The following is a 20130-nucleotide window of genomic DNA, read 5'->3' on the forward strand; positions in this document are numbered from 1 at the left end:
CTCCTCGAAATTCACTGGCCCACCCCTTCGGCGTCCGCCTACCCTGACCACAGAAACCTAGGACCCCTAGGTTTGTGTTCCGCACGAGACTCGAAAGCCCTCCCATGAGATCACTCACCGAGCACGACATCCGCGCTTCCTTCGTCAACTGCTCGAAGGGAGAGGCCAAGCGCCTCATGGTCCCCCGCGATCTGGACCAACAGCCCTGGGAGGACCTGGACTTCCTCGGGTGGCGCGATCCGGGCGCGCCGGACCGCAGTTATCTCGTCGTCGAACGGCCGGACGGGCTCGTCGGGGTGACCCTGCGGTTCCCGCCGGCGCAGCGCGGCTTCCTCCAGCGCAGCCTGTGCTCGCTGTGCCTGACGTCGCACCCGCGCGGCGGGGTGTCGCTGATGACGGCCCGCAAGGCCGGCACGGCCGGCCGGGACGGCAACTCGGTCGGCCTGTACATGTGCACCGACCTGGCCTGTCCGCTGTACATCCGCGGCCGGAAGGTCCCGCAGGCGGGGCAGCGCTTCGAGGAGAGCCTCACCGTGGAGGAGCAGCTGGCCCGGATGAACGGCAACCTGTCGGCGTTCCTGGACACCCTGTACGACTGAGCCGGGCAGGACGGCCCGCGCGTCGCCCTGCTCCTCGACCGGGTGGCGGAAACACTCTCCCTCAGGGCGAAGAAGTCGTGAGAGCTGTACGTCGCCTCGTCCAGGCCGGCCCACCCGGGCACCGCCGGTCATCCCTCCGGTACCCACAGGTCACGGGGGTACCCGCGGACGCCCGGCGTGGGCCGTCCGGCGGCCCTCCTCACCGCCCGGGGGTTTGCCCCAGCTGTGCCGTGGGCGTTCGATATGAGCCACGGACGAGTTCGAGTCGTCCGAGGAAGGGGAACAGGCCAAGGGATGCAAGATGTACGTGAGCGGACCGAGTCCCTGGTGCGGCTGGTGCGGCGGAGCCGTGAACCCGTGGTCGTGCAGGCGCTGCGGTCGGCGACCGCGGCGACGATCGCCTACGTCATCGCGCTCCACCTCAGTCCCGAGGCCGCACCTCTGACCGCGCCGCTGACCGCGCTGCTGGTCGTGCAGGTGACCTTGTACGCCACCCTCACCAACGGCATCCGCCGGGTGAACTCGGTGGTGGCGGGCGTGCTGGTGGCCATCGCCTTCAGTCTGCTGGTCGGTCTGACGTGGTGGAGCCTGGCGCTGCTGATCGTGGCGTCGCTGGCGGTCGGCCATCTGGTCCGGGTCGACGAGTACGTACCCGAGGTGGCGATCAGCGCGATGCTGGTCCTCGGTGTCACCACGGTCGGCGACACCGCCTGGGCGCGGATCCTGGAGACGCTGATCGGCGCGGTCGTCGGCATGGCCTGCAATGTGCTGCTGCCACCACCGGTGTGGGTGGACGAGGCGGGCGAGTCGATCGACGGGCTGGCCCGCCGGGTGCGGCAGCTGATGCTGCGGATCGGCGAGCAGGCCGCCGGCCGTACCCCGTTCGAACTGGCGGCCGCCCGGCTGCACGAGGCGCGCCGCCTGGACCACGAGATCGTCGAGGTGGACGCGGCGCTGCGGCAGGCCGAGGACAGCCTCCGGCTCAACCCGCGGGTGCGGGAGGGCCTGCTGCACCGGGTGGTGCTGCGCACCGGCCTGGACACGCTGGAGATCTGCACGGTGGTCCTTCGGGTGCTCGCCCGCACCCTGACCGACCTGGCGAAGGAGCGCGACCCGGAGCCGCTGTTCCCGCGCGAGACGGGCGCGGTCGTCGAGCAGCTGCTGTCGGAGGTGGCCGACGCCGTGGTGAGTTTCGCGGTACTGGTCACCACGCATGTCAGCGAGAGCGCGGAGTCGGCGGAGGAGCGGCTGACGACCGAACTGCGGCAGGCCGCCGCGACCCGCGACAAGCTCGCCCAGCTGCTCCTTGAGGAGGTGCAGCGCGACGCCCGCCAGTGGCAGCTGCACGGCGCGGTGCTGACCGAGGTCAACCGCATGCTGGACGAGCTGGACACCGAGCACCGGTCGCACCGGCTCCTTGAGGAGCTGGACCGGCACACCAGGGAGGAGCGCGAACGGCCGCTGTCCGGGGTGTGGCTCCGGGAGCGGATGCGCGTCCTGCGGCGTAGGCGGCGGAACCGGAAAGGGGTCCCCGGGCGTTCTTCGTGAGGAATGGCCGGCCGCGGGCTCGGCGAACGGCTGTGCCGGCCGGCCTGCGTCGGGAAAGACCGGTCGGTTGTCAGGCCGGCAAGACGAACGACCCGGCCGTCCGGCCGGAGGGGGGACGCGCGCATGACGGATGTGCGGCTCGACGGAAACACAGTGCGGCTGCCGGGCGGGGTGGCGGTGCGGTTCGTGCGCACGCTGCGGCTGCCCGAGACCGGCACGCATCCGCTGCCGCCGGGGCTCGGCGAGTTCCCGGTGCGTCGGGTGGCCGACTATCCGGACACGGTGCCGGAGGCGTGGCGCTCGCGCGGTGGCGTGATGCTGCCCGTGTACCTGCGCGAGGCGATGTGGCTGAGTTTCGCCGGCACCACCGAGCCGGCCGCGCTCCAGGTCGGGGTGGGCAAGGTGTGCGCGGTGTCGGGCAAGCGGTGGACGGGCCGGCTCTCCCGGCGTCCGCAGAACTACGTGGTGCTGCCCCGCCAGCCCTGGCTGGACGGCATCAACTCCGGCAAGGGCACGGTCCGCCAGTTCGTGGCGGTGCCGATGGGCCTGGGCGCGACGGTGGAGGGCCAGGTCACCGGCGAGGAGGTGTGGGGCGGCGTCCAGCTGCAGTCCTTCCCGCTGAACAAGCGCGCGCTGGCGCGGTGGCGCGAGCAGGAGGAGCGGCGCCGCACCGAGCGGCCCGCCTTCCTGGGCTACGGCGCCCCGCCGCCCGGCGCGATGCCGCCCGGCGCGATGCCGGCCGCCCCGGCCGCGGCTCCGGCCGCCGCACCGCGGGCCGGTGCCGCGATGGGCCTCGGCGTTGGCGGGTCGATGCGGCAGGAGGTGTACCAGGACGACCGGCGGCTCAGGGACTGGGCGGAGGAGCCCGCCGGGCGGGTCTTCGTGCACCTGGTGACCCCGCCGGAGTGGCGCCGCATCACGGGCGAGGAGCCGCCGCCGTCCCCCGTGGACCGGGCGGCGTACACCCGGGCGGGCCTGCCCTGGTACGACTACTACGACGAGGACGCCGAGGACCTTGCCCCCACGGACACGCTCCAGGCGGTGAAGCCGGTCGGCGACTGGCTCGGTGACGACCACGAGCCGTGGCAGCCCCCGGCGCCGCACCAGGTCAAGCCGCTGGGCGACGCGCCGGGCAAGCCGGTGACGGACGGCGACTGGTGACGGGAGCGACGACCTGAGGTGCGGAAGGCGCGGACATGGGTGATGCCGGGGCGGAGCGGGGCGGCTGGAGCAGGCGGCGCTTCGCGGGGGCGCTCGGCGCGGCGGCGCTGACGGCGACCGGCTGCGGCGGCGGTGCCGAGCCGACACCGTCGCCCCCGGAAGCGGCGCCCTCGCCCTCGGGGGACGCGTCCGCACCGCCCCGCTCGGGGGCCGCGTCCGCGCCCTCGCCGGAGACCGCGCGCCGCACCCCGACGGCCCCCTCCGGCCCACGCCCGCTCTACCTCGGTACCTACACCTCGGCGGAGGGCGGCGGCGCGGGCATCGGGCTGGCGGAGTACGACCCGGCGACGGGCCGGATCACCGGCCGCGGGACGCTGCGCGGCGTGCCCGACCCGTCGTATCTCGCCGTGCACCCGGACGGCCGCACGCTGTACGCGGTGGACGAGCGGGAGGACGGCGCGGTGACCGCGGTCCGGCTCGCCGACCGGAGGGTCCTCGGCAGCCGCTCCACGGGCGGGGCGGGTCCGTGCCATCTGTCCGTGCACCCGAGCGGGCGCTGGCTGCTGAGCGCGAACTACGGCTCGGGCAGTGTGGCCGTGCACCCGATCGGCCCGGACGGCGCGCCGGGCGAGCGCGCCGACCTGGTCGTGCACACCGAGCCCGCGCCGGGGCCGGGCCAGGAGGGCCCGCACGCCCACCAGGTGGTGACGAGCCCGGACGGCCGGCACGTCCTCGCCGTGGACCTCGGCACGGACACCGTCTACACGTACCGCCTCGACCCGCGCTCCGGCCGCCTCACCGAGGTCGCGCGGGCGCGTACCCGGCCGGGCGCGGGTCCGCGGCATCTGACCTTCCATCCGGGCGGGCGGCACGCGTACCTGGCCAACGAAGTCGACGACACGGTCGCGGTGTGCGCCTACGACCCCACGACCGGCCGGCTGACGGTCGGCGAGCCGCAGGGGACGGGCTCGGGTCAGGGCACCAACTACCCGGCGCAGATCCTGGTCACGGCGGACGGGGCGTACGCCTTCCTCGCCAACCGGGGGCACGACAGCATCGCGCGGTTCGCGGTGGAGGCGGCCGGCGCGCGCCTGAGGCTGCTGGACACGGTTCCGGTGGCCGGGGACTTCCCGCGGCAGATCGCCCTCTCGCCGGACGGGCGGCTGCTGTTCGCCGCGAACCAGCGGTCGGGCACGGTCAGCGTCTTCCACGTGGACCGCGCGAGCGGCGCGCTGCGGCTGGCCGGCGAGCCGTTCGCCTCACCCGTCGCGGTCTGTGCACTGCCGCTGTAGGGCCCTTCTGATGGATCTCCGCGGGAGAAGGAGCGGCGTCCGGTGCGTGCTCTCGGCGTGCCGCGCGGAAGCCCTCGTAGCGGCGCTGCATGGGCTTTCGCGCGGTGCGGCGAGAGGGCGTGCCGGGCGTCGCGACGCCGCGGAGATCCATCAGGAGGGCCCGGAGGCGCGTGGGCAGGCTGTGGCGGCGGCCTGGGCGAGCAGGACGTGGATGCGTTCGGTGAGCTGGGCGATGTCGTCGGCGGGCGCGTGGAAGGGCAGGCGTACGTCGCCGTGGGCGCGGGCGCGTTCGATGCGCAGCGTCAGTCCGTGCCGGTCGACGGCGAGCGGCCGGACCCGGACGGCGCCGTGCAGGCTGTCCGGTTCGATCAGCCGGGTCAGCCGCTCGACGGCGTCCGGGTGAACGTCGGCGAGGTGGGTGAGCAGCCGGGCCTCGGCGGTGGCGAGCGGGTCGGGCGCGGCGGCGGCGAAGTCGTCGAGGTCGACGACGGCCATGCCGGAGGGGCGGCGCAGGGCGATGCGCGTCGCCCGGAAGGCGAGCCGGTCCGCCTCGGGGGCGAAGGAGCCGGCGAGCCAGAGCCGGGCGCGGATGCGGTGGCGGACCGGGACGGGCGCCACGTCGGCGAACTCCAGCACGGCGGACGCCTCGCCGCGCGGCGCGCACAGGGAGACCGCGCGCAGGGCGCTGTCCTCGGGCACGTCGAGCAGCACCCGGCCGTCCTCGGTGACGGTGTGCGCGCCCACGAACTCCTCGCGGACGCCGTCCGCGGTCACCGCGCAGGACCATGCCGCGGCCAGCACCGACCGGGCCCGGTCCGCCGCGGCGGGCGCGGCCGTCCAGGTGTGCCTGTCACCCATCCCCAACCTCCTTAGGTAAGCCTTGCCTAACCTATCGGAGATCGGGGTGTACGCCAACCACGCCCGGCCCCGCAACGGGCCATCGCTCAGGGGGTGAGGACGCCCAGCAGGGCGCGCGCACACAGATCGCGCACCTGCGCCCGCTCCAGATCCGCCCCCCGCAGCCACTCCAGGCACACCGCCGTGGTGAAGGCCAGCCAGCCCCGGACGGCGAGGCGGACGTCGGAGCGCCGCTCGAAGACCGGCCCGAACTCCGGGTCGGCGGCCAGCGCGGCGAGGATCTGCCGCTCCTGGGCGGCCAGCGCGCGCTGGTAGACGCGGCGCACGGCCTGGTCACCGGCGGCGTCGGCGCGATGGAAGGCCCGATAGCCGTGGGCATGCGCCTGCACGTACTCCAGATACGTGTCGAGCCCCGCGGTGAGCTGCTCGCGGACCGGCACGCCGGGCTCGGCGGCCGTCATGCGCAGCATCCGCTCGCTCTCCCGCTCGACGACGGCCGCGAAGAAGTCCCGCTTGGTCGGGAAGTAGTGGTAGAGCAGCCCGCGGGAGACGCCCGCGATCTCGGCGACCTGCTCGATCCACACGTCGTCGTACGGACTCTCCGAGAACAGCCGCGCGCCCACCGAGAGCAGCTGCTCCCGGCGCTCCGCGGTGCTGAGCCGGCGGCGCGTGCGCTCACCCTGGTTCGCGGCCATGCCCGCACTTTACTTGACGCGGGTTCAACAACGGGACCAGACTGAAACGCGTTATTGAACCCACGTACAACAGCTCAACCTGCCGGTGGATCAAGGGAGATCGCGTCATGGCGGAGACGAGGAACGGACTGCCGAAGGGCTTTCGCAGTGCCGAGCACGGCTGGCCCGAGCTGGACCGCATCCCGCACCCGCCGCACCGGCTGCCCCTGCTCGGCGACGTCCTCGGCGCGAGCCGCAGCACCCCGCTGCAGGACTCGCTGCGCTACGCCCGGCAGCTCGGGCCGGTCTACCGGCGGCGGGCGTTCGGCAAGGAGTTCGTGTTCGTGTGGGGTGCGGACCTGGTGGCCGACCTCGCCGACGAGGCGCGCTTCGCCAAGCACGTCGGCCTGGGCATAGCCAACCTGCGGCCGGTGGTCGGGGACGCGCTGTTCACGGCGTACAACCACGAGCCGAACTGGCAGCTGGCGCACGATGTCCTCGCCCCCGGTTTCAGCCGTGAGGCGATGGCGGCGTACCACCCGATGATGCTGGACGTGGCCGCCCGGCTCACCGGCCACTGGGACCGGGCGGCGGCCGACGGGCGCGCGGTGGACGTGCCCGGCGACATGACCAAGCTGACCCTGGAGACGATCGCCCGCACCGGCTTCGGGTACGACTTCGGCTCCTTCGAGCGTTCCCGGCCGCACCCCTTCGTGACGGCGATGGTGGGCACCCTCACCTACGCGCAGCGGCTGAACACCGTGCCCGCGCCGGCCGCCGGCCTGCTGCTGCGGCGGGCGAGCCGGCGCAACGCCGCCGACATCGCGTTCCTGAACCGCACGGTCGACGAGATCGTCCGCATCCGCCGGCGGGAGGGCGGCGGGGAGGGCGATCTGCTCGACCGGATGCTGGAGACCGCGCATCCGGAGACGGGTGAGCGGCTGTCGATGGAGAACGTGCGCCGCCAGGTGATCACCTTCCTGGTCGCCGGGCACGAGACGACCTCCGGCGCCCTGTCGTTCGCGCTGCACTACCTCTCCCGGCATCCGGAGGCCGCCGCCCGCGCCCGGGCCGAGGTGGACCGGGTCTGGGGCGACACCCCCTCCCCCGGCTACGAGCAGGTGGCCAAGCTGCGGTACGTGCGGCGGGTGCTGGACGAGTCGCTGCGGCTGTGGCCGACGGCTCCGGCGTTCGCCCGGGAGGCCCGCGAGGACACCCTGCTGGCCGGGGACCATCCGATGCGGCGCGGCGCGTGGGCGCTCGTGCTGACCGCGATGCTGCACCGCGACCCGGCGGTGTGGGGCGAGGACGCCGAACGCTTCGACCCCGACCGGTTCGAGGCCGGGGCGGTGCGGTCCCGGCCCGCGCACGTGTTCAAGCCGTTCGGCACGGGGGCGCGGGCGTGCATCGGCCGGCAGTTCGCCCTGCACGAGGCGACCCTGGTGCTCGGGCTGCTGCTGCGCCGCTACGAGCTGCTGCCGGACCCCGCCTACCGGCTGAAGGTCACCGAACGGCTCACGCTGATGCCGGAGGGGCTGCGGCTCGGGCTGCAGCGGCGGACGGCCCCCGCTCCGGCGGCCGGACCGGTCCGGGAGCAGGGCGACACGGTGCGGGAGCAGGGCGACACGGCACCGGACGAGAGCGGTACGGCCGAGCGGCCCGAGGCGCGCTGCCCGGTCCACCGGGCGGACGCCTGAGGGCTTCCACCGGGCGGACGCCTGCGGCTTCCACCGGGCGGTCGCCCGAGGGCCGCCGTCTCACCCGGCCGGGTCCGGCAGCCGGAGCCGGGCCAGGCGCTCGGGGTCGGCCAGGATGTACAGGCCGGTGATCCGGCCGTCGGCGATGGTGTAGCCGGTGACCGAGTGCAGCTCGCCGTCCACCACGTTGACCACCCCGAGCTGCCCGTTGACCAGTACGAAGCGCGCGTACGGCGCGAACCGCCGGAAGAGCACGGCCTGTTCGGCGACGGCCCGGGCCCCGCGCACCAGCTTGGACGCGGCGGCCCCGCCGACCAGCGCGCCGGAGTCGGCGCGCAGCACGACATCGGGGTGGAGCAGCGCGAGCAGCTCCTCGAACTCCCCGCCGCGGGCCGCGGCCAGGAACGCCTCGACGACCTCGCGCTGCCGGGCGGGGTCGGGATCGTGCGCCGGTGTGGCGCCGCGCACCCGGCGCCGGGCCCGGCTGGCCAACTGGCGGGTCGCGGCCGGGGTGCGCTCGACGATCGGCGCGATGTCGTCGAACGGGACGGCGAACAGGTCGTGCAGCACGAACGCCAGCCGCTCGTCCGGCCCCAGCGCCTCCAGGACGACGAGCAGGGCGAGGCCGACGGAGTCGGCGTGCAGGACCTCCTGTTCCGGGTCGAGCCGGGACAGCGGGGCGAGTTCGGGGTCCGGTACGAAGGTGTCGAACCGCTCGTCGAGGGACTCCTCGCGGCGCACGCCGCGTGCGCGCAGCATGTCCAGGCAGACCCGGCCGACGACGGTGGTCAGCCAGCCGGCGAGGTTGCGGATCTCGCCGGGGTCGGTGCGGCCGAGCTTCAGCCAGGTCTCCTGGACCGCGTCCTCGGCCTCGGCGAGCGAGCCGAGCATGCGGTAGGCCACGGCCCGGAGGTGGTCGCGGTGCTCCTCGAAGCGGTCCGCGAGCCGCGCGTCGGTCATGTCCGCCGCCCGCTCAGCGCGCGAAGAGCTCGAAGGCGACGGCCGGACGCCCGCCGAACCGTTCCGCCACCCGCTCGGCGCCCTCGGTGAGGAAGGTCCGGGCGTACGTCTCGGGGTCCTCGTCGGTCAGCGCCTCGATGTAGGTGCGGTGTTCGAGCAGGGAGCGCACCGCGCGCTCCAGGCCGGCGCTCGCGTCCACGGCGTGGGTGGGGGTGGCGGACCCGGCGACGGCGACCCAGCGCACCCCGTTCCAGGGTGCGAGGCCCTGCTCGGTCAGTTCGGGGAAGATCCAGCGGTTGCCCGCGTCGGCGGCGGCGTCCAGGGTGGCCCGGCCGACGGCGACGTGGTCGGGGGTGTTCCAGGCGACGCCGCCCCAGGTGTCCCGGTGGTTGAGGGTGATCACCAGCTCGGGGCGGTGGCGGCGGATCGCGGCGGCGATGTCCCGGCGCAGCGCGACGCCGTACTCGATGACGCCGTCCCTGTGGTCGAGGAACTCCACCTCCGTCACGCCGACGACCGCGGCACTGGCCCGCTGCTCCCGTTCGCGCAGCGGGCCGCACTCGGCGGGGGCCAGGGTGTCGATGCCGGCCTCGCCGCGGGTGGCGAGCACATAGGCGACCTCACGGCCGGCGTCCGTCCAGGCGGCGATCGCCGCAGAGCACCCGTACTCGAGGTCGTCCGGGTGCGCCACCACGGCCAGGGCGCGGCTCCAGTCCTCGGGCAGGGGCTGGAGCTGAGGGGGCGTCGGCTCGGTCATGCCCGCAGACTAGCCCGGCTCCCGCCCCCTGCACCCGGCTTTTCGATCTTCGCGGTCAGGCCTCGTCGCGGGCGAGCGCGAGCAGCCGGTCCAGGACGCGGGGGCCGCCGGCCCGGACACCGTCGTGCTCGAACTCGTCGGTGACCCAGGTGCGCAGGCCGCGGACGGCGCGGGCGGTCTCAAGGGCGTGCGCGGTGTCGACGTACATGTCGTCGTGGTAGACGGCCGCGGCGACCGGCACCTCGTTGGCGGCGAGGCGCCCGGCGTCGTACAGGGGGGTCCAGTCGGTGCGGGCGGCGAGGAGTTCGGCGGTCTCGCGCAGCGGGCGCAGCGCCGGGTCGCAGTCGAACATCCACGGGTGGATCGTCTCGCCGGTGAACAGCAGCGGCCCGTCGCCGGTGAGCGTCTTGGCGGCGTCGAACTGCGGGAACTCGGCGCGGACGCGTTCGGCGGACCAGGCGGTGGGCCGGTGGTCCTGGGCGTAGATCGCCTCGTGGACGAGGGCGTACAGCGGGTGCCCGGCGTACGACAGCAGGCCCTGGACCTCTTCCTGGAAGGCGTCGGACAGCTCGTGGCCGCCGGGGGTGCGCACGAAGGCGTCCTCCAGCAGGTAGTGCAGGCGGTGGCTGCCCTCGGCGCCGCCGAGGAGGATGCCGAGGGACTGGAAGGCCTCGACGGTGAGCCGGTAGCCGTTCGGCAGGGTCACCTCGTGGCCGAGGAGGTGGTCGGCGATCCGGCGGGCGCGTTCGACGTCCTGCGGATAGCGGGCGTAGTGGGCGGCGACCTTGCGTTCGACGCGCGGGTAGGCGGCGCGGTAGACGTCGTCGGCGTGGGCGTGCAGGGACGGCAGCCCGCCGGTGATCACGGCGGTGGCCAGGCCCTCGGGGGCGAGGGAGAGGTAGCTGACCGTGCAGAAGCCGCCGAAGCTCTGGCCGAGGACGGTCCACGGGGCGCCACCGGTGACCTGCGGGCGGATCGCCTCGCAGTCGCGGACGATGGAGTCGGCCCGGAAGCGGGTGAGGTGGTCGGCCTGGGCGGCGGGGCCGCCGCGCAGCGGCAGCGTCTGCCGGTTGGCGGGGGTGGAGGCGCCGGTGCCGCGCTGGTCGAGCAGCAGGACCCGGTACTCCTTCAGGGCGCGGCCGAGCCAGGCGGGCCTGCCGACGAAACGGTTCGCGCCGAAACCGGGGCCGCCCTGGAGGTAGACCAGCCAGGGCAGGTTCTGCCCCGCCTTGTCGCTTGCGACGACCTCGCGGGCGTACAGCTCGATCGTCTCCCCCGCCGGGTCGGCGTGGTCGAGGGGGACGGTGAAGCGGCGGTCGGTGAGGACGACGCCGGGCTGGCGGTAGCTGTGGGTCAACACGACTCCCGGTGCGGACGACAGGCGGCCCGCGGTCTGCGGGCGGTCCCAGTTCAGCACATGCCGGGCCGGTGCTCACGCGGGGGGATCACGGGCTGTCGCCGGGGGCGGCTCAGCGGCCGGGCAGGCTGGAGCGGCGGACCACCAGTTCCGGCTGGAGCACCACACGGCGGTGTTCATGGGGCCGGGTCGCGCTGTCGGCCTCGGTCTCCTCCAGGAGGAGTTCGGCGGCCAGGGCGCCCATGGTGACGGCGGGCTGGCGCACAGAGGTGAGGGGGACGGCCGCGGCGGCGGCGAACTCGATGTCGTCGTAGCCGACGATGGCGAGGTCGTCGGGGACGTTCACGCCGGCCGCGTACATGGCCTGGAGCACACCGAGGGCGAGCAGGTCGTTGGCGCAGAAGACGGCGGTGGGCCGGTCGGCGAGGCCGAGCAGGCGGGCGCCGGCGTCCCGGCCGGCGGCGACGTCGAGCCGTTCGGTGGGCAGTTCGCGCAGGCGGTCCGGGCCGAGCCCGGCCTCGGCGAGGGCGTTCAGCGCGCCGGTGCGGCGGTCGCGGACCTGGTTCAGTCCGGGCGGCCCGCTGACGTAGGCGATGGAGCGGTGCCCGGCGTCCACCAGGTGCCGCACGGCCAGGGCGCCGCCCGCGACGTCGTCGACGGAGACGGAGCACTCGGTGGCGCCCTCGGCGACCCGGTCGACCAGCACGAAGGGGATGTTGTGCCGCCGGAAGGCGTCGATGTTGCGGCCGGTGGCGTCGGCCGGGGTGAGCAGCACGCCGCGCACCCGCTGCTCGGCGAAGAGGGAGAGGTACTCGGCCTCCTCGCCGGGGTTCTGGGCGCTGTTGCAGACCATCACGCCGAGCCCGGCGTCCCGCGCGGCCCGCTCGGCGCCGCGGGCGACGTCGACGAAGAAGGGGTTGCCCATGTCGAGGACGAGCAGGCCCATGATGCGGCTGCGGCCCGCGCGGAGCTGGCGTGCGGACTCGCTGCGGACGTAGCCGAGCCGGTCGATCGCGGACAGCACGCGCGCCCGGGTCTCGGAGGCGACCGTGTCCGGGCGGTTGATCACGTTGGAGACCGTGCCGACGGAGACTCCGGCGGCGCGGGCGACGTCCTTGATACCCACCGACTGGGCCATCAGGCTTCGGACCTCCAGGGATGCGGGTGGGGGGCGGCGGGAAGGCCTTCACACTACCGTCACCGCCGCCCGGCCGGACCCGTCAGGCGGGCAGGGCGAAGTCGGCGACGTGCAGCGCCGACGGGGTCGTGCCGCTGGACTTCTCCTGGTACAGGAAGGACAGCGTGTTGTCGGCCTTCACCCGCGTCTCGTCGACGACGACCTCGCCGAAGGCGTTCAGCCCGCCGCCGTCGAAGAGCAGCGTCCAGTCCGTGTGGCCGGAGGCCTTCGACGCGGCGGCGATCCGGCCGTAGGGCAGGACCGCGTAGGCGTTGTCGTAGCGGTCCAGGACCAGCTTGGTGCGCTGGCTGGAGTTCAGCGGGACGGGGATCTCCGTCTTCTGCCAGGTGCCGGCGGCGGTGCGGCGGAGGTGGAAGGCGCGGCCGTGGGCGGTGCGGTCGGCGACGTAGTCGGTGGTGCACTGGCCGAAGCGGCCGGGGACGTAGGAGATGATCGCGTGCGGGCGGCCGGCGGAGTCGGTGGCCTGGCTCTCCTGGTTCATCAGGGAGTGGTCGGGGTTCAGCGGGTCGACGACCAGGCCGGGGTCGGCGACGGACACCTTGTCGGCGCCGCCGGTCGTGCCCACGACCGTCCCGGCGCTGTTGCGCCAGGTGCGGCCGCGATCGTCGGAGTACACGTAACCGGTGTCGTGGTTGGTGATGCCGCCGCCGGAGCACATCACGGCGGCGTTCTGCTCGCGCCAGGTGAAGAAGGCGTGCAGGCGGCCGTTGACGTCGTAGTCGATGCCGTGCAGGTACATGTTGCGGGCGGTCGACGAGCCGTGCTCGCTGGTGTAGGTGCCGGCGGCGGACGTCCACTCCCCCAGCGCGGTCCACGCCGTGCCGTCGTACTCGGCGAGGGCGTTGCGCCCGTTGCCGGAGACGCCGGCCCGGTAGCCGAGCTGCAGTCGGCCCTCGGGGGTGGAGAGGAACTGCGGGTAGGTGAACTGCGAGGTGAGGGCGAGCCCGTCGAGGGTGGTCTGTACGGCGCCGAAGGCGGCGGACGTCCAGGCGGTGGTCGTCGGGCGGTCGAGGAGTCCGGCGACGGACTTCACGTAGAAGAAGCCGTCGCTGTGGGAGTCCATGTTCAGGTGCAGCCGCCCGTCGGTCCGGGAGACGCCCATGGAGATGACGTTGTGGGAGTCGTCGGCCTTCAGCCGGTGCGGGAGGGTGACCGTGGACCAGGTGCCCGCGCCGAGCGCCCGTCGGGCGACGACGGCGTCGCGGCTCGCGGTGTACCAGGCCGCGTACTGGTGGCCGTTGTAGGTGAACAGGCCGTTCTTCTGGAACGAGTTGTTGTTGACCAGGCCGTCGTAGGAGACGAAGTAGACCGCCTGGGGGTCGAGGGTGGTGGTGCCCTTCCGGGTGACGGAAGGGCCGGGGTCGGCGGCCCGTGCCGTGCCCGGCGCCGCCACGGTGGCGAGCAGGGCGGAGGCGAGCACCGTACGTCGTTTCATCCGCGGCTCCCGGTCAGGCGAGGTGGAACACTTCGGTGAGCGGTTTCATGGCCTCGTCGGGCCGGGCGCCGTCCAGCGACTCGAAGAACGGCGCCATCTCCCGCTGCCAGCGGGTGTTGACCTCGGTGGCCTCCATGCCGGCCTTGGCGGCCTCGAAGTCCTCGGTCTCCAAATAGCCGACGAGCAGGCCGTCGTCGCGCAGGAAGAGCGAGTAGTTGTGCCAGCCGGTGGCCGAGAGCGCCGCGCGCATCTCGGGCCACACGTCGGCGTGGCGTTCCCGGTACTCGGCGATCCGGTCCTGGCGCACCTTGAGCAGGAAGCAGACGCGCTGCATCAACGCACCCTTCGACATGGGGAATTCGGGGCTCAGAAGTTGAACTGGTCGATGTTCTTGGCGTCGAACACGGTCGGCTTGCCGAGGCTGATCACACCGTCCTTGCCGATGGTGTACGACGTCGGGCCGGCCTTGAACGTCTCGCCCTCCTTGCCGGTGATCTGCCCGGAGGCCAGGGCGACGGCGGTGCGGGCGGCCAGGTCGCCGAGCTTGGCCGGGTCCCACAGCTCGAACGCCTCGACGGTGCCGTTCTTGACGTACTTGCGCATGTCGTTGGGGGTGCCGAGGCCGGTCAGCTTGACCTTGCCCTTGTACTTGGAGCCGGACAGGTACTGGGCGGCGGCCTTGATGCCGACGGTGGTCGGGGAGATGATCCCCTTCAGGTTCGGGTGCTCCTGGAGCAGGCCCTGGGTCTGCTGGAAGGACTGCTGGGCGTCGTCGTTGCCGTAGGCGATCTTGACGAGCTTCATGTCCTTGTACTTGGGGTCCTTCAGCTCGTCCTTCATGTAGTCGATCCAGGTGTTCTGGTTCGTCGCCGTCTGCGCGGCGGACAGGATCGCGATCTCGCCCTTGTACCCGATCTGCTCGGCGAGCAGCTGCACCTCGGTCCGCCCGAGGTCCTCGGCGGAGGCCTGCGAGACGAAGGCGTTGCGGCAGTCCGGCTTGGTGTCGGAGTCGTAGGTGACGACCTTGATGCCGTTGCTCATCGCCTGCTTCAGCGCGGTGCACAGGGCGCCCGGGTCCTGCGCGGACACGGCCATCGCGTCGACCTGCTGCTGGGTGAGTGTGTTGACGTAGGAGACCTGCCCGGAGGTGTCGGTGGCACTGGACGGACCGACCTCCTTGTACGACGACCCCAGCTCGGCCAGCGCCTTCTCGCCGCCCTTGTCGGCGGTGGTGAAGTAGGGGTTGTTGACCTGCTTGGGCAGGAAGCCGACGGTGAGGTCCTTCTTGGTGGCGGCGTTGGGATCGGCGGTACCGGCCGCGGCCGCGTTCCCGCCGCTCTCATTGGCGACGTCCTTCTTGGTGGTACCGCCGCAGGCGGTGGCAACGAGGGCGAGGGAAGCGACGGCGGAGAGGGCGACGCCGGTGCGGCGGAGGGAGGACTTGCGCATGATGGGGGTTCCTTTGAACGAGGGTGAGCGGAAGCGCCGGAAAGGAGCGCGGGGCAGTATCGATATGCGGCTCCGCCGCGTGGGCGCGACCAGCCACAGACCGCGGTCAGCCTGACGATTGAGCACGAACAACGGCGATCTGCCCAGCAACGCGGGGCCCAAGAACAGAGAGCACCAACAGCACCCCGGTCACGACGATCTGGGACTGCGCGGACACGTCCTCCAGACTCATCACGTTCTGCAGAGCACCCAGCAGGAAGACCCCGGCAACCGCACCCCCGATCGTCCCCTTGCCCCCGTCGAAGTCGATCCCGCCCAGCAGCACGGCGGCCACGACGGACAACTCCAGCCCCGTCGCGTTGTCATAGCGCGCGCTGGCGTAGTGCAGGGCCCAGAACACCCCCGTCAGCGACGCCATGAACCCCGTGGCGACGAACAGCAGCAGCTTGGACCGCTTGACGCGGATCCCCGCGAACCGTGCCGCCTCCTCGCTCGCGCCGATCGCGAAGAGCGAGCGTCCGAACGGGGTGGCGTGCAGGACCACGGCGGCGATGGCGAGCAGTACCAGGAAGGGCAGGAAGGCCTGCGGCAGGAAGCTGTCGCCGACGCGGCCGGCCGCGAAGTCCAGGTACTGGGTGGGGAAGTCGGTGACCGCGTCGGAGCCGAGCACGATCTGCGCTATGCCGCGGTAGGCGGCGAGGGTGCCGATGGTGACGGCGAGGGAGGGCAGCCCGAGCCGGGTCACGAGCAGACCGTTGACCAGCCCGCAGACGACGCCGAGCAGCAGGCAGACCGGGATGATCGTCTCGATGGTCATGCCCTCGTTCCACAGCTTGCCCATCACCGCGCCGGACAGCCCGGCGGTGGAGGCGACCGAGAGGTCGATCTCGCCGGAGACGACCAGCAGGGTCATCGGCAGGGCGATGAGGGCGATCGGCAGGGTGTTGCCGAGGAGGAAGGACAGGTTGAGGGCGTTGCCGAAGCCGTCGACGAAGGAGAACGACAGCAGCAGGACGACGACGAGCAGGGCACCGACCACCGTGTCCCAGCGGACGGCTCGGGTCAGGGACTCAGGCATGGCGGGTGTCCCCCTTCTGCGGGAGCGGCTTCGGCGGGAGCGGCCGCAGGCGGGCCGACTTCTTCTTCAGGGCGGCGGCCACCCGCAGCGCCACGATCCGGTCGACGGCGATGGCGAGGAGCAGCAGGACGCCGTTGATGGCGAGCACCCAGACGCTGCTGACGCCGAGGGCGGGCAGCACGCTGTTGACGGAGGTCAGCAGCAGGGCGCCCAGGGCGGCCCCGTAGACGCTGCCGGACCCGCCGGTGAAGACGACACCACCGACGACGACGGCGCTGACGACGGTCAGTTCGTAGCCGTTGCCGGTGCCCGAGTCGACGTTGCCGAAGCGGGCCAGGTACATCGCGCCGGCGAGGCCGGCGAGGGCGCCGCAGAAGGTGTACGCGGCGAGGATGCGCTTGCGGACGGGGATGCCGGCGAGGCGGGCGGCCTCGGGGTTGGAGCCGAGGGCGTACAGTTCGCGGCCGCTGCCGAAGTGCTTGAGGTAGTAGGCCGCCGCGACGAGTACCGCCAGGGCGATCAGCGCCAGGTACGGCACCGCCGTGATGCCGCCGGAGCCGAAGTCGACGAAGGAGCCGGGCAGGTCGGCGGCGGTGATCTGGCGTGAGCCGACCCAGATGGAGTCGATGCCGCGGATGATGTAGAGGGTGCCGAGGGTGACGACGAGGGCGGGCACCTGGCCGAGACTGACCAGCAGGCCGTTCAGCAGGCCGAAGCCGACGCCCAGGAGCACCGCGAGCCCGATCGCCACGACGGGGTTTCCGCCGCCCTGGAGGTAGGTGCCGGCGGCGAAGGCGCTGATGCCGAGGGTGGAGCCGACGGACAGGTCGACGTTGCGGGTGATGACGACCAGGGACTGGCCGGTCGCGACCAGTACCAGGATCGTCGCGTTGAGCAGCAGGTCCTTGATGCCCTGCTCGGAGAGGAACGCGCTGTTGCCGAGCTGGGTGACGGCGATCATCACCAGGAACACGACGAGGATGGCGAGTTCGCGCATCTTGAAGACGCGGTCGACGAGCCGGGTGCCGCCGGAGGTGGGCAGGTCGGCGACGGGGGTGTCGTGGGGCGTGGTCACCGTCATGCGGCGGCCCTCCCCGTGGCTGCGGCCATCACGGTTTCCTCGGTGGCGTCGGAGCGGGGGATCTCGGCGGTGAGCCGGCCCTCGTGCATGACGAGGACGCGGTCGGCCATGCCGAGGATCTCGGGCAGGTCGGAGGAGATCATCAGGACGGCCACGCCGTCGGCGGCGAGCTGCGACAGCAGCCGGTGCACCTCGGCCTTGGTGCCGACGTCGATGCCGCGGGTCGGCTCGTCGACGATCAGCACGCGGGGGCCGGTGGCCAGCCACTTGGCGAGGACGACCTTCTGCTGGTTGCCGCCGGAGAGCGTGGAGACGGCGTCGGCGATGCGGGCGTACTTCACCTGGAGCCTGACCGCCCAGTCGAGGGAGCGGCTGCGTTCGGCGCCGCGGTCCATGAGCCCGGCCCTGACGGTCGTACGCAGTCCGGTGAGGCCGATGTTCCGCTCGATGGACATGTCCATCACCAGGCCCTGGGCGCGCCGGTCCTCGGGGACGAGGGCGAGGCCCGCGGCCATCGCCATCGACGGCGCCCCGTTGACCAGGCACTTTCCGTCCACGAGGACCTCGCCGGCGTCCCAGCGGTCGATGCCGAAGACGGCGCGGGCGACCTCGGTGCGGCCGGCGCCGACGAGTCCGGCGAGGCCGACGATCTCGCCGCGCCGCACCTCGAAGGAGACGTCGGTGAAGACGCCCTCGCGGGTCAGGCGGCGCACGCTGAGCGCGACCTCGCCCGGCTCGACGTCCTGCTTGGGGTACAGCTCGTCCAGGTCGCGGCCGACCATGCGGCGCACCAGGTCGTCCTCGGTCATGCCGGCCACCGGTTCGCTGGCGATCCAGGCGCCGTCGCGCAGGGTGGTCACCCGCCCGCAGATCTCGAAGATCTCCTCCAGCCGGTGCGAGATGAACAGCACCGCGGCGCCCTGCTCGCGCAGAGTGCGCACGACGCCGAAGAGGCGGGCGACCTCGCTGCCGGTGAGGGCGGCGGTCGGCTCGTCCATGATCAGGACGCGGGCGTCGAAGGAGAGCGCCTTGGCGATCTCCACGATCTGCTGGTCGGCGATGGACAGTCCGCTCGCGGGCCGGTCGGGGTCGAGGTCGACGCCGAGGCGCCGCATCAGGGCGGAGGTGGCGGCGCGGGTGGCCTTGTGGTCGATGCGGCCGAGGGCCCGCCGGGGCTGGCGGCCCATGAAGATGTTCTCGGCGATCGACAGGTCCGGGAAGAGCGTGGGCTCCTGGTAGATCACGGCGATCCCGGCGTCGCGGGCATCGCCGGGGCCGTGGAAGGCGACGGGCTCGCCGTCCAGCAGGACCTGGCCGGCGTCCGGCCGGTGCACACCGGCGAGCGTCTTGATGAGGGTCGACTTGCCCGCGCCGTTCTCCCCGGCGAGCGCGTGCACCTCGCCGGGGAACAGCTCCAGGGAGACGTCCCGCAGGGCGCGCACCGCGCCGAAGGACTTGGAGACGTCCTTCAGCGCCAGCACCGGGGTCGGTCCCGTGTCGGACGGGTGGGTCATGGGGGCTCCTCGACGACACCGGCGGGCCAAGGGCCCCACCGCGTCGTGAAAGGTTTCAACTGGGTTGCCGGGACCGTAGGCAGCGGATCCGCACCGCGTCAATGGGTTCGTATCGAAAAACTTTCGACGCCAACAGGTCACGCGAGGGTCACGGGAAACAGGCCTCGCCAGAGGGCTTGACACCCCTCCGAGGGGCCCATAGCTTCGCCTCCTGAATCGTTTCATCGATGCCATCAGGGGAGTCCCAAGTGACCGACCTCGCCGCGGTGAAGGCCGCGCTCAAGACCCAGGCCGTCGAGACGCCGTCGTGGGCGTACGGGAACTCGGGGACCCGTTTCAAGGTGTTCGCGCAGGCCGGCGTGCCGCGCACACCGCAGGAGAAACTGGAGGACGCCGCCAAGGTGCACGAGTTCACGGGGGTCGCGCCGACCGTGGCGCTGCACATCCCGTGGGACAGGGTCGACGACTACGGCGCGCTGGCGAAGTTCGCCGAGGAGCGCGGGGTGCGGCTCGGCGCGATCAACTCCAACACCTTCCAGGACGACGACTACAAGCTGGGCAGCATCTGCCACCCGGACGCGACGGTGCGCCGCAAGGCCGTCGGCCATCTGCTGGAGTGCGTCGACATCATGGACGCGACCGGTTCGCGCGACCTGAAGCTGTGGTTCGCCGACGGCACGAACTACCCCGGCCAGGACGACGTACGGGCCCGGCAGGACCGCCTCGCCGAGGGACTGGCCGAGGTGTACGAGCGGCTCGGCGACGGGCAGCGGATGCTGCTGGAGTACAAGTTCTTCGAGCCCGCCTTCTACAGCACGGACGTGCCGGACTGGGGCACGGCGTACGCCCACTGTCTGAAGCTCGGCGAGAAGGCTCAGGTCGTGGTCGACACCGGGCACCACGCGCCCGGCACCAACATCGAGTTCATCGTGGCCACGCTGCTGCGGGAGGGGAAGCTCGGCGGGTTCGACTTCAACTCGCGGTTCTACGCGGACGACGACCTGATGGTGGGGGCCGCGGACCCCTTCCAGTTGTTCCGGATCATGTACGAGGTGGTGCGGGGCGGGGGGTTCACCTCCGACGTGGCGTTCATGCTCGACCAGTGCCACAACATCGAGGCGAAGATCCCGGCGATCATCCGGTCGGTGATGAACGTGCAGGAGGCCACGGCGAAGGCGCTGCTGGTCGACCGGGAGGCGCTGGCGGACGCCCAGCGCGAGGGGGACGTACTCGGGGCCAATGCCGTGCTGATGGATGCATACAACACGGATGTGCGGCCGTTGCTGCGGGAGGTGCGGGAGGAGATGGGGCTGGACCCCTCGCCGTTGGATGCGTATGCGCGGTCCGGGTGGGGTGAGCGGATTGTCGCCGAGCGGGTCGGGGGGCAGCAGGCCGGGTGGGGGGCGTGAGCGCCTGCCGGGTTCTGTCGTGTCCGGGCTGCGGGCCGGTTGTGGCTGGTCGCGCCCACGCGG

The 20130-nt window shown here is 72.7% G+C and carries 18 protein-coding genes; 6 read left to right on the top strand and 12 right to left on the bottom strand.

What is annotated here, in order from left to right; all coding sequences use genetic code 11:
- Positions 1 to 104 precede the first annotated feature (104 nt).
- The 4 genes from IE308_RS03245 (at position 105) to IE308_RS03260 (ending at position 4600) form a co-directional block, all read left to right on the top strand.
- Complete coding sequence (locus IE308_RS03245) at positions 105 to 599, top strand: FBP domain-containing protein (protein ID WP_190216490.1); 495 nt, start codon at positions 105 to 107, stop codon at positions 597 to 599.
- A 294-nt stretch (positions 600 to 893) separates the two neighbouring features.
- On the top strand, positions 894 to 2147 hold the full coding sequence (locus IE308_RS03250) for an FUSC family protein (protein WP_110634456.1): 1254 nt from the start codon (positions 894 to 896) through the stop codon (positions 2145 to 2147).
- Positions 2148 to 2270: 123 nt separating this feature from the next.
- The gene (locus tag IE308_RS03255; protein WP_190216491.1) at positions 2271 to 3308 is read left to right on the top strand and encodes a hypothetical protein; all 1038 of its coding nucleotides are present in this window, start codon (positions 2271 to 2273) and stop codon (positions 3306 to 3308) included.
- Positions 3309 to 3343: 35 nt separating this feature from the next.
- The gene (locus IE308_RS03260) at positions 3344 to 4600 is read left to right on the top strand and encodes a lactonase family protein (protein ID WP_190216492.1); all 1257 of its coding nucleotides are present in this window, start codon (positions 3344 to 3346) and stop codon (positions 4598 to 4600) included.
- A 150-nt stretch (positions 4601 to 4750) separates the two neighbouring features.
- Here IE308_RS03260 and IE308_RS03265 read toward each other — a convergent pair whose 3' ends face one another.
- Together IE308_RS03265 and IE308_RS03270 are read right to left on the bottom strand one after the other, a co-directional pair.
- Positions 4751 to 5458 carry a DUF2470 domain-containing protein gene (locus IE308_RS03265; protein ID WP_190216493.1) on the bottom strand — a complete coding sequence of 236 codons (708 nt, stop codon included), beginning with the start codon at positions 5456 to 5458 and terminating at the stop codon, positions 4751 to 4753.
- Between the two features lie 86 nt (positions 5459 to 5544).
- Positions 5545 to 6153, bottom strand: a complete 609-nt coding sequence (locus tag IE308_RS03270) for a TetR/AcrR family transcriptional regulator (RefSeq protein WP_110634444.1) — start codon at positions 6151 to 6153, stop codon at positions 5545 to 5547.
- 107 nt (positions 6154 to 6260) lie between these two features.
- Here IE308_RS03270 and IE308_RS03275 point away from each other — a divergent pair, with 107 nt between their 5' ends.
- Complete coding sequence (locus IE308_RS03275; RefSeq protein WP_190216494.1) at positions 6261 to 7829, top strand: cytochrome P450; 1569 nt, start codon at positions 6261 to 6263, stop codon at positions 7827 to 7829.
- A 60-nt stretch (positions 7830 to 7889) separates the two neighbouring features.
- Here the strand turns inward: IE308_RS03275 and IE308_RS03280 are convergent, their stop codons facing one another.
- From IE308_RS03280 to IE308_RS03325, 10 genes are all read right to left on the bottom strand, one after another.
- The gene (locus IE308_RS03280) at positions 7890 to 8789 is read right to left on the bottom strand and encodes a sigma-70 family RNA polymerase sigma factor (protein ID WP_190216495.1); all 900 of its coding nucleotides are present in this window, start codon (positions 8787 to 8789) and stop codon (positions 7890 to 7892) included.
- A 13-nt stretch (positions 8790 to 8802) separates the two neighbouring features.
- Positions 8803 to 9546: a PIG-L deacetylase family protein gene (locus tag IE308_RS03285; protein WP_110634434.1), complete on the bottom strand. Its 744-nt coding sequence runs from the start codon at positions 9544 to 9546 to the stop codon at positions 8803 to 8805.
- Between the two features lie 55 nt (positions 9547 to 9601).
- Positions 9602 to 10903, bottom strand: coding sequence for an alpha/beta fold hydrolase (locus IE308_RS03290; RefSeq protein WP_190216496.1), 1302 nt, complete (start codon positions 10901 to 10903; stop codon positions 9602 to 9604).
- Positions 10904 to 11015: 112 nt separating this feature from the next.
- Complete coding sequence (locus IE308_RS03295) at positions 11016 to 12041, bottom strand: LacI family DNA-binding transcriptional regulator (RefSeq protein ID WP_110634432.1); 1026 nt, start codon at positions 12039 to 12041, stop codon at positions 11016 to 11018.
- Positions 12042 to 12123: 82 nt separating this feature from the next.
- Positions 12124 to 13536 carry a BNR repeat-containing protein gene (locus IE308_RS03300; protein ID WP_190216497.1) on the bottom strand — a complete coding sequence of 471 codons (1413 nt, stop codon included), beginning with the start codon at positions 13534 to 13536 and terminating at the stop codon, positions 12124 to 12126.
- A 13-nt stretch (positions 13537 to 13549) separates the two neighbouring features.
- A complete protein-coding gene (locus IE308_RS03305) occupies positions 13550 to 13870 on the bottom strand; it encodes an L-rhamnose mutarotase (protein ID WP_190216498.1) in 321 nt (106 codons plus the stop codon).
- Between the two features lie 32 nt (positions 13871 to 13902).
- Positions 13903 to 14985, bottom strand: coding sequence for a rhamnose ABC transporter substrate-binding protein (gene rhaS / locus IE308_RS03310; RefSeq protein WP_190216499.1), 1083 nt, complete (start codon positions 14983 to 14985; stop codon positions 13903 to 13905).
- A 106-nt stretch (positions 14986 to 15091) separates the two neighbouring features.
- Entirely contained in the window at positions 15092 to 16063 is a 972-nt protein-coding gene (locus IE308_RS03315) for an ABC transporter permease (RefSeq protein ID WP_190216500.1), read from the bottom strand.
- A complete protein-coding gene (locus IE308_RS03320) occupies positions 16056 to 17144 on the bottom strand; it encodes an ABC transporter permease (protein ID WP_190216501.1) in 1089 nt (362 codons plus the stop codon). The genes IE308_RS03315 and IE308_RS03320 overlap by 8 nt, the downstream gene beginning before the upstream one ends.
- Complete coding sequence (locus IE308_RS03325; protein WP_190216502.1) at positions 17141 to 18658, bottom strand: sugar ABC transporter ATP-binding protein; 1518 nt, start codon at positions 18656 to 18658, stop codon at positions 17141 to 17143. The genes IE308_RS03320 and IE308_RS03325 overlap by 4 nt, the downstream gene beginning before the upstream one ends.
- A gap of 248 nt (positions 18659 to 18906) precedes the next feature.
- Between IE308_RS03325 and rhaI the strand changes: the two genes are divergently transcribed.
- On the top strand, positions 18907 to 20067 hold the full coding sequence (gene rhaI / locus IE308_RS03330) for an L-rhamnose isomerase (protein ID WP_190216503.1): 1161 nt from the start codon (positions 18907 to 18909) through the stop codon (positions 20065 to 20067).
- The last annotated feature ends 63 nt before the right edge of the window (positions 20068 to 20130 follow it).

It is taken from the genome of Streptomyces griseosporeus (genome assembly GCF_014656055.1).
GTDB lineage: Bacteria > Actinomycetota > Actinomycetes > Streptomycetales > Streptomycetaceae > Streptomyces > Streptomyces griseosporeus.

What these genes read in the sequence shown, in the direction of transcription:
- IE308_RS03275 (WP_190216494.1), top strand. Translation starts at nt 6,261, where the DNA reads ATGGCGGAGACGAGGAACGGACTGCCGAAGGGCTTTCGCAGTGCCGAG.
- IE308_RS03270 (WP_110634444.1), bottom strand. Translation starts at nt 6,153, where the DNA reads ATGGCCGCGAACCAGGGTGAGCGCACGCGCCGCCGGCTCAGCACCGCG.
- IE308_RS03325 (WP_190216502.1), bottom strand. Translation starts at nt 18,658, where the DNA reads ATGACCCACCCGTCCGACACGGGACCGACCCCGGTGCTGGCGCTGAAG.
- IE308_RS03260 (WP_190216492.1), top strand. Translation starts at nt 3,344, where the DNA reads ATGGGTGATGCCGGGGCGGAGCGGGGCGGCTGGAGCAGGCGGCGCTTC.
- IE308_RS03280 (WP_190216495.1), bottom strand. Translation starts at nt 8,789, where the DNA reads ATGACCGACGCGCGGCTCGCGGACCGCTTCGAGGAGCACCGCGACCAC.
- IE308_RS03320 (WP_190216501.1), bottom strand. Translation starts at nt 17,144, where the DNA reads ATGACGGTGACCACGCCCCACGACACCCCCGTCGCCGACCTGCCCACC.
- IE308_RS03295 (WP_110634432.1), bottom strand. Translation starts at nt 12,041, where the DNA reads ATGGCCCAGTCGGTGGGTATCAAGGACGTCGCCCGCGCCGCCGGAGTC.
- rhaS (WP_190216499.1), bottom strand. Translation starts at nt 14,985, where the DNA reads ATGCGCAAGTCCTCCCTCCGCCGCACCGGCGTCGCCCTCTCCGCCGTC.
- IE308_RS03285 (WP_110634434.1), bottom strand. Translation starts at nt 9,546, where the DNA reads ATGACCGAGCCGACGCCCCCTCAGCTCCAGCCCCTGCCCGAGGACTGG.
- IE308_RS03265 (WP_190216493.1), bottom strand. Translation starts at nt 5,458, where the DNA reads ATGGGTGACAGGCACACCTGGACGGCCGCGCCCGCCGCGGCGGACCGG.
- IE308_RS03315 (WP_190216500.1), bottom strand. Translation starts at nt 16,063, where the DNA reads ATGCCTGAGTCCCTGACCCGAGCCGTCCGCTGGGACACGGTGGTCGGT.
- IE308_RS03250 (WP_110634456.1), top strand. Translation starts at nt 894, where the DNA reads ATGCAAGATGTACGTGAGCGGACCGAGTCCCTGGTGCGGCTGGTGCGG.
- IE308_RS03300 (WP_190216497.1), bottom strand. Translation starts at nt 13,536, where the DNA reads ATGAAACGACGTACGGTGCTCGCCTCCGCCCTGCTCGCCACCGTGGCG.
- IE308_RS03255 (WP_190216491.1), top strand. Translation starts at nt 2,271, where the DNA reads ATGACGGATGTGCGGCTCGACGGAAACACAGTGCGGCTGCCGGGCGGG.
- IE308_RS03245 (WP_190216490.1), top strand. Translation starts at nt 105, where the DNA reads ATGAGATCACTCACCGAGCACGACATCCGCGCTTCCTTCGTCAACTGC.
- IE308_RS03305 (WP_190216498.1), bottom strand. Translation starts at nt 13,870, where the DNA reads ATGCAGCGCGTCTGCTTCCTGCTCAAGGTGCGCCAGGACCGGATCGCC.